We start from the raw sequence: 13694 nt of genomic DNA, 5'->3' as shown, positions 1-13694 counted from the left end.
TTTGCAGGCATTATTTCTATTTACTTGGCTATTCCTCTACCCTATAATGATGACAAAATTGTAATTAGAAAGGATGACGAATGGGTATGTTTAAAAAAGCTATAGACTCTGTTCCTATCAGGAGCCAAACCTCCGTAGCCTCAAAAAACCGCAGTATATGGAATTATATTTTGAGGAAACGGTACCTTTACCTTATGTTAATACCGGCAATCATTTATTTTTTAGTATTTAATTACGCACCAATGTATGGAATCCTCATCGCATTTAAGGATTTTAGTTTTAAAAAGGGGATTTGGGGCAGTGAATGGATTGGATTAGAGAACTTCAGATATATGTTTCAATTAGATAATTTTTATACGGTATTTAAGAATTCCATTCTGCTAAGTTTATTAAGAATTTTATTTACCTTTCCCATACCGATATTTCTGGCTTTACTGCTTAATGATATAAAAAGCTCGAAATACCAGAAAGTAATGCAAACTCTGTTTTACCTTCCTCATTTTGTATCCTGGGTGGTGATCGGAGGTATTCTAATCAACTTTTTATCGCCGGTCAGTGGTATTATCAATATTCTGATACAATCTTTAGGCGGTGAGCCGATTTTCTTTTTGGCAGAGAATAAATATTTCAAACCCATTGTTATACTAACCAGCATATGGAAAGATTCCGGCTGGGGCACCATTATATATCTTGCTGCGATTACTGGTATTTCCAGTGATTTATACGAAGCAGCGAAAATTGACGGGGCCAATAAATTAAAATGCCTGAAATATATTACCTTACCCAGTATTAAATCCACCGTAGTAATTATGCTGATTTTAAGACTGGGAAGTATTATGAATAATGGATTTGAACAGATCTTTATTCTCCAGAATTCCAAAAATCTTGGCGTATCCGAAGTATTTGAAACCTATACCTACCGGCTTGGACTCCTTGGGGGAAGATATTCCTTTGCAACGACGGTAGGCTTATTTACCTCAGTTATCGGTATCATCTTCCTGTTAGCAAGTAACAAAATTGCAAATAAAATGGGAGAAGAAGGAATCTGGTAATGAAAGTTCGTGCAATTGACCTATCGAAAAAGAAAAGGAAGGCTTTTTATGAAAAAAGAAACGATACCTATTAAAAATAAACGTAATTTTGCAGTCCGGTTAAGAAACATGTCTCCTATCGATATTATATATCAGATATTTGTATATGTTTTGGTAACCGCTTTCGCTCTGATCTGTTTGTATCCCCTTTTATATGTATTTGCCATTTCCGTTACTCCCTATGCAGAGTATCTGGAAAACCCCCTTAGATTAATTCCCAGTAAACTTGATTTATCGGCCTATAATAAATTGCTGCATTTACCGTTAATCTATTCCGGATACCGGGTAACCATATTTATTACAGTTGCTGGAACCTTTTTAAATATCATATTGTTGTGTATAACCGCGTATCCCCTGTCTAAAAAAGACTTAAAAGGCAGAAATGTTATCCTGGCCCTGATTACCTTTACTATGTTTTTTAACGGCGGTTTGATACCTAATTTTTATATTATCCGCAGCCTTCATTTATATGATACCATATGGGCTTTAGTACTGCCCGGATGTCTTGGAGCCTACAATCTGATTTTAATGAAGAACTTTATATCAGGTATCCCAGCCAGTCTGGAAGAGTCCGCTTACATAGACGGGGCTAATGAGTTTCAGGTCTTATGGAGAATTATTGTTCCCCTGTCAAAACCTGCCCTTGCAACCTTTGTCATCTTCCACGTTGTAAGCCAGTGGAACTCCTACTTTAATGCAATCATATATACCTCCAAGCGAAGCTTATGGCCCTTAATGCTGGTTTTACGTGAAATGGTAGTAGATGACGGTATGGCACTGGCCAGCCAATCCTCCGCAGCAGATTCCTTAACCAATTCGTATACCTTAAAAATGGCTACCATCATTGTTTGTGTACTCCCTATATTATGCATCTATCCCTTTATGCAGCGTTACTTTACCAAGGGTTTATTAGTGGGTTCTGTAAAAGGATGATACGAGCTTTTGCGTCGACCGGTCTGGGACACTGCTTATCTTTTGTCAAGACTCTGGTCAGAAATCAAGTCGGAAAAACTCGGAAGACATAAGACATGATTTTTAAGATGCTAAAGGTTTTCCAAAAAATATAGTGTTTATAGGGAAAGGTAATTAAATTGAATATATATCCGCTCGTATTCATAATAAAAAAATGACTTTTTACACTCGAATCAGGATATTAAATAAAATAAAGAAAGGATCGCCATAAAGAATTGATTCAAGTATCACTTTTTATTGGCGATACGGGCAGCCGCCCGTCAGGTGAATTAGAATGAGTAAATTGTTACCAGAACTAAAGTCCAGCTCCGTAATCACACGGGTAAACGCCGGAGAACCGGTTTTAAGTGCCAAAGATATGCCCTATGAAGCGGAGTGTATCTTTAATGCAGGCGTCGTAAAATACCAAAATAAATATGTAATGGCGTTCCGCAATGATTATGATTATAACGGAAAAGGTGGATTTCATAAATGTTTTATCGGATTAGCGTTTAGCAAGGACGGAATAAAATGGGAAGTAAATAAGAAACCCTTTTTAACGGTTGCAGATATGAAAGATACCGAGGTTACCAGAATATATGATCCAAGGCTGACGGTAATTGATGATAAGTGCTATCTTTGTTTTGCGGTAGATACCAGGCACGGCGTCCGGGGAGGCATTGCCGTTACAAAAGACTTAAAAAACATTGAAGTGTTATCCTTAACCGCTCCGGATAACCGTAATATGGTTCTCTTTCCTGAAAAAATAAACGGTAACTATGTACGCTTAGAACGTCCTTTTCCCGTATATTCAAGAGGCGGAACCGACCGCTTTGATACCTGGATTTCCTTTTCACCGGATTTACGTTACTGGGGGGACACAAAACTCTTATTCGCAGTGGAGGATGTTCCCTATGCCAATGATAAAATCGGTCCGGGAGCACCTCCGATCAAGACCAAAGCCGGATGGCTTACTTTATTCCACTCCGTGGATATTGACAGAACAAGAGGGAAAAACGGCTGGGAAGAGAAATGGCAGAAACGGTATTGTGCAGGTATCATGCTGTTGGATCTTGAGGATCCCACTATAATAATCGGCTTGTACAAAAAGCCTTTAATTGCTCCGGAAACCCGCTATGAAACGGAAGAAGGTTACCGAACAAATGTTATATTTCCGGGAGGTATGATCTTAGAAGATAACGGTGAGGTCAAAATTTATTATGGTGCCTCCGACACAGTGGAATGCCTGGCAATTGCTCATGTAGATGATTTAATTGCCCTCTGTCTTTCCTAGAGAGACTTTTTACTTACATAAATTAATTCTTTATTTCATGGTTTATACAAGCGTGGAATTAATTTATCTGCCGGATAAAATTTTACACTTTTATCCGGCAGTAACATTCTTTTTATACTTAACAACTTCCTTAATCTAAACTATCTCTCACTACGACAGACCAGTTCTTCCCCTGATAGCCATTATACCCTGCAGGTCGTGTTTTTATTTTACAGGAGGGTTCATAGAACTTTCCTCTGTAAAAAATATTATCTCTGTTTAAATTATAAAGCACCCATATCTCTGGCAGCATAAACAGAAGGATATTTGGGTTGGAAATTAAGTTCATTTTTAATCCGCTCTGTGTCTACCGTCAATTCCCATATATTAGACATAAGCCACCCATCTTTTGCTGGTACTTGCTCAGGTCTTTTATTTAGCTTGTACAATTCACTTATCTCTATGGGATAATCATCAGCAACGTTGTATATGCGGCCACCAACACCAGGTGTAATTGCTGCAAGCATTATTGCTTGATCAACATCTTCATGATGCACCATAGATTGTTTCTTTTGGGGATTCCAGTTCATCATATAAGGTAAAACTTCCTCAATATGCGGATCGCCAGCACCATAGACAAATGCCAGTCTGACTATACGAATATCCAATCCCTGTTCTCGGTGTAATTTCAGTAAAGCTTCTTCTGCGGCAATTTTGGTTTTGGGATATATCTCTTTAGCCGGTACAAGAATATCGTCTTCTCTGCCTGGTCTGTTAATAGTCAGGTCACGATATACATTGCTGGTGCTTGTAAATACAAATCTTGTGACACCTGCTTCTAAAGCTGCCTTTGCTAATGCAATCGTTGCGTCCAGATTCACTTTGCGAGCTGCTTCTTCACTAATGACACCTCGAAATTGAGCTGCCGTATGCACTACAGCATCAACCCCTCGTATAAGATCAGAAAGATGTTCATTATCTAAAAGATCCCCCAGAACCACTTCTGCTCCTTGTTCTTTGAGAGCAAGTGCTCGCTCAGCACTTCTTACCAGTATTCGAACACTATGACCCTGCTTAAGTAAATATGGTACGAGACGGCTCCCGACCTTGCCTGTGGCCCCAGTAATAAATATTTTCATAATTTTCTTTCACTCCAGTCTAAACAGTTTGTTAATAAGTTATTTTATGATACAATAGGATTATATCAGGGTTTAATTTGCTTAACCATATTGTACTTATCCTACGATTGAGAGTAGTAGGATATTTGGAGGATACTAAGGTTGAAAGAAAATCTAAGAATTGAAAGGATGCCACAGCATGATTCTTTCAACTATTTCATTGTGGCAGTATCGCAGGTAAACCTGCGATATGCAATGGGGATAAAAATGAAAGAGATAACCGTACAGCAATCGCTGGGTGATTTTTTGCGTGCCATGAGAGCTCGCCTTACACCGGAACAGGTTGGACTGCCTTCACAAGGGAGACGCCGCCGAACACCAGGCCTTCGCCGTGAAGAAGTAGCGGAGCTTGCCAATGTAGGTGTTTCCTGGTATACCTCGATAGAGCAGGGAAAAGATGTGCACCCTTCTTATCAGGTATTGGATAGTTTAGCTGCTGCGTTAAGATTATCCGATGATGAACGCAACTATTTATTTTTATTATCTAAATCGGATGAAGCTGATACATCAGAACTATATACTAAAATCAGTGTAGGATTAGAACGAACTGTGTTCGCATTGGAACCTAATCCTGCGTATGTCATGGATCTATACTGGGATGTTCTGTTATGGAATCCTGCGGCAGAATTTTTATTTCGATTTCCTTCCTATTCTGCCGACTTAAGCCCAAAACCGAACATATTGCAGCAAGTTTTATTTGATCCACTAAATAAAGAAAGCAACTCGGATTGGGAGGTCCAGGCCAAAATCGCGATTGCAAGATTCAGGGCTGATTATGCCAGATACCCTCAGGATTCGAGGTTAAACCAAATGATTGAAAAATTCAAACAAGAAAGTGAATTTTTTGCTTCCTGGTGGCCCCGCTATGAAGTTAAAACGATTACTGATTGCCATAAACGTTTTGATGACCCTCTACTTGGAGAATTGGAGTTTGAACACGTCAATTTTCAGCTAATAGACTGCCCCGATTTGAAATTAATGATATTTACTGCCTCACCTTCTACAGCAGAAAAGCTAAAGAAAGCACAGTTAGAGCTGCTTCCTATAGAATAAGGGTTTTACAGTTTTCCTTTTTCCTAATAGATGTAATATACAATAGCCTCAATTCAATAGCCTCAATTTATTAGCCTCAATAGCCCCAGGATGCGATGAGCCTGCATCAACGTGCTAAACTGCTCCGTCGTGTGAACTCTTGGGTATAATAAACCTGTTATCCTTAGGGTAGTTTTTATTGATTGAACGTTACAATCCTACTATATACTACCGGATCACGAGAGCCCTACTTTCGTTCCTGCTCATTCTTTCCATATTATGGTTGCTTTTTTATTCATTTCATTATATCCTTAATTACATACAGGCGGGACACCTGACTTAATACTACATGGTCTGATTAAAGTGGTTTCGCTTACTAAATTCAGCAGAAAAAGGAGAGCTTTCATGTTATTGAAAATACATGACTTTGCAGAATTCAGCGGAGTATCCACCAGAGCGCTACATTTATATGACCGGATTGAATTATTCTGCCCGGATAAAACGGATGAATCCAATGGGTACCGATATTATGATACCGACCAGATGTTTGAACTAAATACCATACTTAGTTTTAAAAAACTAGGACTTACCTTAAAAGATATAAAAGAAATAAAATTAAGCGGGTATGCAAAAGATATCATTGTAATTAAGCTTTCCGAGAGGAAAACTGAAAATCAGAAGCTGATTGACATTGCCGTCTGCGATAATGAAATTATAGAATCCATATTAACTGGTATAAAGAATGATAAAACAAATAAATCAGATCCAAAACAGGAAGCCTTCATGCTCTCCAGATTAGTGTGTCTGGAAAATGAAAGGCTGGAGAACTTTTTTTCAGAGATTTTATGGTTGTGACATTTCACTTTCATTACATTTTCTTATTGACTTTACACCTGCGTCATAGTTTACACTCCTTTTAAAGGAGGTAATACTATGACGTATTTTAGTTTATTATATGAAACTGAATGGAAAGAAAATGATGGAAAAGAAAAAGCAAAAGCCCAGCCTTATCAAGTTATTTCCCCTGAAAAAGCACGAAAGTTTGAATGGAGTGGCAACAAAATGGTTGAAGTCCAGGTTGACTTAACTAAGGAGAATTATAAAATACCCTCTTATTTTAAGGATTTAAACCTAGATCAGGTTATTGATAAAATCTTGTTGGAGGATAACGACAGCTTACTAATTGAAACCTTTCAGGTGCTGCTTCAGGATAGGGAAGCAATCTTATATCGACAGGACATATTCAGGGATTTGGAACACGAGAATGTATATCAAGCCGTTTTGAGATTACAAAGCTGCATTAGTCAGGTCTACCGTATTCGGGAATATGCCACTAAAGCGAATCATCCCATACAATATCAAAAATATATGCTGGATGCTATGATCCTTTATTATGACGGAATTAGCGGATTTCTCGAAGCAACTGCTTTCATTCTTAAATCTACCGGATTAACCAGGCTTCATTCTCTATATACAGCTTATGTTTCGAGCCAAACTTTTCTTAAATTAAGGGAAAAAAGCAAGACCTTGAATGAAAGGATTGAAGCTGTTAAGTACCATTTAACCTTGTTACCCGATCGGATACTGTTCTACTTTGGCGGTAACGAAAATGATTTCAGCCAGAATATAAAGGATACCTTTCTGCCAGACACAAAAGACAGTAATGAGTTCATATTCTTCCGGCAGGTCACACTGACAGATCTGGAACTAAAATTCGCTGACCTGCTGTATAAAAAAGAGAAATCATTATTTTCAGAAGTATCCGATTTTATTGACGCTTATTCTGACTTTATTAACCCTTTGACGGTCAAAATACACCGGGAACTAAAATTTTATACTTCCTGTCATAACTTTATCCAAAGTTTGAAGTCAAAAAATTTTTCTTTCTGTTATCCAGTTGTTTTAGAAGAGCGAAAGGTTGAGCTGCATGGGGTTTATGACCTTGCTATGGCTTCCAGATTTAAGGCTTCTGATCTCATTACCAATCATTTTTCTTTGGATGAAGCCCATTCTGGTGCATGGATAACGGGAGCTAACCAGGGCGGTAAAACGACCTTTGCAAGAAGCTTAGGACAAATTGCATATTTCACCTTACTTGGCATGCCGGTTCCTTGCTCTTATGCTAAACTACCGCTATTTAAAGGAATTTTTACTCACTTTTGTGCAGAGGAAAACGCTGGAACCGATAATGGGAAACTGAAAGAAGAATTGCTACATATAAATGAAATGCTCACCTACGCCTCCGGCAGCAACAATCTTTTTATACTAAATGAATTATTTTCCTCCACCACCACTTCCGATGCTTTTGATATGAGCAAGCTGTTGGTTTCAAGATTGACCAAATTAAATTCTTTTATTATCTGCGTAACCCATGTTCCGAGTTTGGCAGCAGATTGCGAAGACCTGCTAAGTCTGGGAACGGAAACAGGACCTCAAAAGAGTAATCGGCGTACCTACCACATCATACCAAAACCACCGGAACTTACTGCCTATGCAGCCGATATCGCCGGTAAATACGGTCTTACCTTTCATCAGATTACGGAGGAGCTTAAATAATGCACAGTAATATATTATATATAAATCCAGATAACCGGGATAATCAAATTACTAAATCAAATCCAGTCAAAGATAGCTTTCTGCGGGACTTAAAACTTGACCTTATATTAATGGCGATATCGATGGATGACCCTTATCTTAAAACTTTGTATCAGAAATTATTTTTACATCCTTCCAATGATATTAAAGAAATAAAGATGCGTCAGGAAATCCTGTCCGAAGCCCTCCATTATCAACAATTTTTTAGAAATATTTATCTTTTATCCACAGAATCCATTGCGAAAATCAACAATTACGGTGATACTTCCCACCCCGTATACGATAAAATAATACCCGAAGCAAAGAAGATATTGACGCAGTGTGATATCGCTTTTATAAATCTTTCCCATCTGGAAGCTTTACTTCAAGTTATTGCAGATTGTACTGCTTCCTTTTCCTCTTCAACTTTAAATGAATTTATACGGCAGACACAAAAAAAATATACAAAAACTTTTCTCCATGAGACGTCAGAGATACTAAATAGGCTTATGGAATTAAAAGGTCTTTCTGAAATAACCATAGGCGGGCATCCGGGGCTTGGGTTAAAGTTAAGAGAGGTACAGCTTCATACAATTTCCAGCTTTCATAAGGCTATGGATAAAAACAAAAGCAAAAAATCGGAAAAAGCAGATGCTGTCATACTCCTGGATAACCCAGTGTTAATCAACAACAGCCAGGAAATCATTAATTCCAGTCTGGTATGGATTCTGAAAACTCTTAGTGATTTTAATCGTGATTTGCATGATTTCTTCGAAACCGTGCAGGAGATGTTTGGTTTCTATACAGGCGCGATAAATTTATATTTAAATATAACCAAAGCTGATGAAACAATATGTTATCCTGAATTTTTAGAGGAAAAGGGTTATAATTTTTCCAGCCTAAAAGATGTGGGGCTGGTGTTAAAAACCCAGGGTCCGGTTGTCGGAACTTCTCTTTCCTTTTCCGATAAAAATTTGTGCATGATTACCGGCGCTAATCAAGGAGGTAAAACAACCTTTCTCCGAAGCATCGGACTTGCACAGCTTATGGCGCAATGCGGTTTATTTGTAACTGCCTCTACTTTTTTCTGTTATTTATATAACAATATATTTACCCATTTTCCAGACGAAGAAGACAGAGAGCTGCGTACCGGTTTACTAGAACAGGAATTACAGAGGCTTCATACTATTATTCCTCTTCTGAACAAAGACAGCTTACTTTTAATGAATGAGTCTTTCTCAACTACCACTGAATATGATGCCAGTTATCTGGCAGAGGAAATCCTCGCTGCCTTTCGCTCTTATGGTATTTTAACTTTCTTTGTAACGCATCTTTTTCAGTATGCCCATAAACTCTATGATGAAGCACCAAAAGATTGTATCTTCCTTCGTGCCGGCAGGGCTGCTGATGGGAGCCGATCCTTTCTTATTGAATACGGCGAACCTGTGAAATCCAGTTTCGCCCTGGATTTATACCATCAGATTTTAAACTAGCACATAATAAATACTTCTGAAAGAGTTTTAACGTTTCAACAAAAGTCTAACGCAGCGTCATATTAGTGAGGCGTTCTTCTTAAGCGTCATGCAACCAGTACAGAGTGCTTTGTTATTTTACGAGGATAGTTCAATGGTCTTTTTCTCGTAAAGTAACAAAGTGTCAGTTTACTGACACTTACGTGCCCTCGCAGATCTGACCGCAATAACTTCCTCTCCTGGATTTATGCATCCAAAGGGGAGTGTTCTCATAAAATAGGACGTATTTTCCTATAACAAAAAAGACGCACTGCTAAACTAATGTAAATTAGTTAGCAACACGCCGTTACTTATATCTTCAAAACTACACATGTAATTGTCCATCTATATTTAAAACCATCCGTTAACTAGATGATTGTTTATATCATCCAGGAAGTTTCCTTCTTTGGTCAAGCCCTCGACCTATTAGTAACAATCAGCTGCATGTGTTACCACACTTCCACCTTTGTCCTATCCACCTTGTCGTCTTCAAGGGGTCTTACTGCTTTCGCATGGGATATCTTATCTTGAGGGGGGCTTCACGCTTAGATGCCTTCAGCGTTTATCCCTTCCCGACTTGGCTACTCGGCCATGCCATTGGTATGACAACCGATCCACCAGAGGTCAGTCCAACCCGGTCCTCTCGTACTAAGGTCAGCTCCTCTCAAATATCCTACGCCCGCGCCGGATAGGGACCGAACTGTCTCACGACGTTCTGAACCCAGCTCGCGTACCGCTTTAATGGGCGAACAGCCCAACCCTTGGGACCTACTACAGCCCCAGGATGCGATGAGCCGACATCGAGGTGCCAAACCACTCCGTCGATGTGAACTCTTGGGAGTGATAAGCCTGTTATCCCCAGGGTAGCTTTTATCCGTTGAGCGATGGCAATCCCACTTTATACCACCGGATCACTAAGTCCTACTTTCGTACCTGCTCCACCCGTCGGTGTCGCAGTCAAGCCTTCTTCTGCCTTTGCACTCTGCGAATGGTTTCCAACCATTCTGAGAAGACCTTTGAGCGCCTCCGATACCCTTTCGGAGGCGACCGCCCCAGTCAAACTCCCCACCTGACATTGTCCACTGCCCGGATCACGGGCACATGTTAGAAATCCAATACTGCAAGGGTGGTATCCCAACAGCGGCTCCACTACGACCGGGGTCATAGTTTCATAGCCTCCCACCTATCCTGTGCATGCAATACCGAATCCCAGTATCAAGCTAGAGTAAAGCTCCATGGGGTCTTTCCGTCCTGGCGCAGGTAACCAGCATCTTCACTGGTATTTCAATTTCACCGGGTGCATTGTCGAGACAGTGCCCAAATCATTACGCCTTTCGTGCGGGTCGGAACTTACCCGACAAGGAATTTCGCTACCTTAGGACCGTTATAGTTACGGCCGCCGTTTACTGGGGCTTAAGTTCAACGCTTCGGATTGCTCCTAACATCTCCCCTTAACCTTCCAGCACCGGGCAGGCGTCAGCCCATATACTTCACCTTTCGGTTTTGCATAGACCTGTGTTTTTGCTAAACAGTTGCTTGGGCCAATTCTCTGCGGCCTGTATTGCTACAGGCACCCCTTCTCCCGAAGTTACGGGGTTATTTTGCCGAGTTCCTTAACAATGCTTCTCCCGTCGGCCTTAGGATTCTCTCCTCATCCACCTGTGTCGGTTTACGGTACGGGCTTATATAAAACAATAGCGGCTTTTCTTGGCAGTTCGCTCACCAGCTTCCCTACTTATAGTTTCGGTCCGCGTCACGTCTTCGTATTGTATGACGGATTTGCCTGCCACACTACTATCCCGCTTGCACCGGTCTTTCCATTCCCGGCTCTGGCTTTCTCTCTGCGTCCCCACAGTTCTGTTTATATAAGGTACAGGAATTTCAACCTGTTGTCCATCGACTACGTCTTTCGACCTCGCCTTAGGTCCCGACTTACCCAGAGCAGATCAGCTTTACTCTGGAAACCTTGGATATTCGGCCTAGAAGATTCTCACTTCTATCTCGCTACTCATTCCGGCATTCTCTCTTCTTAACACTCCACGGCTCCTTACGGTACCGCTTCGTCGCAGTTAAGAATGCTCCTCTACCAATTGCATAAATGCAATTCCACAGCTTCGGTGTCGTGTTTTAGCCCCGGACATTTTCGGCGCAGGACCTCTCGACTAGTGAGCTATTACGCACTCTTTTAATGTATGGCTGCTTCTAAGCCAACATCCTAGTTGTTTTCGAAATCCCACATCCTTTTCCACTTAACACGCACTTTGGGACCTTAGCTGGTGGTCTGGGCTTTTTCCCTTTTGACTACCCAACTTATCTCGTGCAGTCTGACTCCTGGTCATCATCTGTATGGCATTCGGAGTTTGATAATCTTCGGTAAGCTTTGACGCCCCCTAGGATATTCAGTGCTCTACCTCCATCAGACTAAACCAAGGCTAGCCCTAAAGCTATTTCGAGGAGAACCAGCTATCTCCGGGTTCGATTGGAATTTCTCCCCTACCCACACCTCATCACCACCCTTTTCAACGGATGTGTGTTCGGTCCTCCACCACCTTTTACGGCAGCTTCAACCTGGACATGGGTAGATCACCCGGTTTCGGGTCTACATTCACTGACTGGACTTCAAAGAAGTCATACGCCCTATTCAGACTTGGTTTCCCTTCGGCTTCGGACTTTCCGTCCTTAACCTCGCCAGTAAATGTAACTCGCCGGACCGTTCTACAAAAAGTACGCGGTTCCTCTGTAAATAGAGGTTCCACAGCTTGTAAACACAGGGTTTCAGGTTCTCTTTCACTCCCCTCCCGGGGTTCTTTTCACCTTTCCTTCACAGTACTATGCTCTATCGGTCACTAAGTAGTATTTAGCCTTGGGGGGTGGTCCCCCCGACTTCCCACAAGGTTTCTCGTGTCTCGTGGTACTTCGGATCCCGCTCGCTGTCTTCGGATTTTGCGTACGAGGCTTTCACTCTCTCTGGCTGGCTTTCCCAAAACCATTCTGCTATCCTAAAACTCACTTGTTGCGGTCCATAACCCCGAAGGATAAATCCTTCGGTTTAGGCTGTTTCCTTTTCGCTCGCCGCTACTCTGGAAATCGAGTTTTCTTTCTTTTCCTCCGGGTACTTAGATGTTTCAGTTCCCCGGGTTCCCTCTGCATGGCTATGTATTCACCATACAGTAACGGAGGAGTACTCCGTCAGGTTTCCCCATTCAGAAATCTGCGGGTCAAAGGATATTTGCTCCTCACCGCAGCTTATCGCAGCTTATCACGTCTTTCATCGGCTCTTAGTGCCAAGGCATCCACCCTGCGCTCTTATTAGCTTGACCTTATACGTTTCTGTCTAGCGTGACAGATTCGTTGGTCGTTTGGTTTAATTATTTTAGATGTCTTGTCTCATAATCTTTCGATTATAAATCAATTTTCATGTGTAGTTTTCAAGGTACAATTGTTTGCCCATTCCTGGGTTTGTTTCTTTTTATTTTATATCCTGTGATATGACATCTTACATTAAATAAGATACATTGTATAAGATATAATATAAGAAACAGTAGTTTAATGAGAATTGAACTCATGCCTCCTGATATCAGGCGCTCTTCCACTGAGCTATAATCCAATTTATGAAGTTATTTTTTATAAATCCGGCAGCCACCTACTCTCCCATACCGTTACCAGTATAGTACCATCGGCCGCTTACGTCTTAACCAACGTGTTCGGGATGGGAACGGGTGTGTCCCATAAGCGCATCACCACCGGAAATCTTTATATTAAGTTGGTCCTATCATACCGGGTAATCTTGCGCCAACTCTTTCTTGTTCGATCGAGTGGTTTTCTTCCCAGTTCTTTCCTATATCCTGTTACGATTTATTAAATTTTGATAGGTCTCTTAATAACTCAACAGTAAAACAACCCCTACTTATATTCCTTAGAAAGGAGGTGATCCAGCCGCACCTTCCGATACGGCTACCTTGTTACGACTTCACCCCAGTCATTGGCTCCACCTTCGGCAGCTCCCTCCTTACGGTTGGGTCACTGACTTCGGGCATATCCAACTCCCATGGTGTGACGGGCGGTGTGTACAAGACCCGGGAAC

Annotated in this window: 8 protein-coding genes, 1 tRNA gene and 3 rRNA genes (1 of these 12 running past the window's edge); 7 read left to right on the top strand and 5 right to left on the bottom strand. The window is 41.0% G+C overall.

Translation table 11 applies throughout. The features are described from left to right. The first annotated feature begins 80 nt into the window (after nucleotides 1-80). The 3 genes from QA584_RS02905 (at nucleotide 81) to QA584_RS02895 (ending at nucleotide 3336) form a co-directional block, all read left to right on the top strand. Entirely contained in the window at nucleotides 81-1052 is a 972-nt protein-coding gene (locus tag QA584_RS02905; protein ID WP_278273003.1) for an ABC transporter permease, read from the top strand. Nucleotides 1053-1100: 48 nt separating this feature from the next. Next, complete coding sequence (locus QA584_RS02900) at nucleotides 1101-2024, top strand: carbohydrate ABC transporter permease (protein WP_278273002.1); 924 nt, start codon at nucleotides 1101-1103, stop codon at nucleotides 2022-2024. Between the two features lie 313 nt (nucleotides 2025-2337). After that, nucleotides 2338-3336, top strand: coding sequence for a glycoside hydrolase family 130 protein (locus QA584_RS02895; RefSeq protein ID WP_278273001.1), 999 nt, complete (start codon nucleotides 2338-2340; stop codon nucleotides 3334-3336). Between the two features lie 263 nt (nucleotides 3337-3599). Here QA584_RS02895 and QA584_RS02890 read toward each other — a convergent pair whose 3' ends face one another. Beyond that, a complete protein-coding gene (locus QA584_RS02890; protein ID WP_278273000.1) occupies nucleotides 3600-4454 on the bottom strand; it encodes an NAD-dependent epimerase/dehydratase family protein in 855 nt (284 codons plus the stop codon). Nucleotides 4455-4595: 141 nt separating this feature from the next. On the opposite strand from QA584_RS02890, the gene QA584_RS02885 reads away from it, so the two are divergent. The 4 genes from QA584_RS02885 (at nucleotide 4596) to QA584_RS02870 (ending at nucleotide 9592) form a co-directional block, all read left to right on the top strand. Further along, nucleotides 4596-5546, top strand: coding sequence for a helix-turn-helix transcriptional regulator (locus QA584_RS02885; RefSeq protein ID WP_278272999.1), 951 nt, complete (start codon nucleotides 4596-4598; stop codon nucleotides 5544-5546). Between the two features lie 384 nt (nucleotides 5547-5930). Next, nucleotides 5931-6380, top strand: a complete 450-nt coding sequence (locus QA584_RS02880) for a MerR family transcriptional regulator (RefSeq protein WP_278272998.1) — start codon at nucleotides 5931-5933, stop codon at nucleotides 6378-6380. Nucleotides 6381-6458: 78 nt separating this feature from the next. Beyond that, nucleotides 6459-8081, top strand: a complete 1623-nt coding sequence (locus QA584_RS02875) for a MutS-related protein (RefSeq protein WP_278272997.1) — start codon at nucleotides 6459-6461, stop codon at nucleotides 8079-8081. Continuing rightward, nucleotides 8081-9592, top strand: a complete 1512-nt coding sequence (locus tag QA584_RS02870; RefSeq protein ID WP_278272996.1) for a MutS-related protein — start codon at nucleotides 8081-8083, stop codon at nucleotides 9590-9592. The genes QA584_RS02875 and QA584_RS02870 overlap by 1 nt, the downstream gene beginning before the upstream one ends. A gap of 424 nt (nucleotides 9593-10016) precedes the next feature. On the opposite strand, the gene QA584_RS02865 is transcribed toward QA584_RS02870, so the two are convergent. The 4 genes from QA584_RS02865 to QA584_RS02850 all read right to left on the bottom strand — a co-directional run. Beyond that, nucleotides 10017-12930: ribosomal RNA gene (locus QA584_RS02865) — 23S ribosomal RNA — on the bottom strand. A 220-nt stretch (nucleotides 12931-13150) separates the two neighbouring features. Continuing rightward, nucleotides 13151-13217, bottom strand: a tRNA-OTHER gene (locus tag QA584_RS02860). A gap of 23 nt (nucleotides 13218-13240) precedes the next feature. After that, a 5S ribosomal RNA gene (gene rrf, locus QA584_RS02855) occupies nucleotides 13241-13358 on the bottom strand. 172 nt (nucleotides 13359-13530) lie between these two features. Next, a 16S ribosomal RNA gene (locus QA584_RS02850) occupies nucleotides 13531-13694 on the bottom strand; it runs 1370 nt beyond the window's last position. The 16S, 23S and 5S rRNA genes sit together here with 1 tRNA gene alongside, the layout of an rRNA operon.

The sequence above is a fragment of the Anaerocolumna sp. AGMB13025 genome (assembly GCF_029689925.1).
GTDB lineage: Bacteria > Bacillota > Clostridia > Lachnospirales > Lachnospiraceae > Anaerocolumna.
Note: the sequence above shows the minus strand (reverse complement) of the source record. Positions and strands in the feature narration are given on the sequence as shown.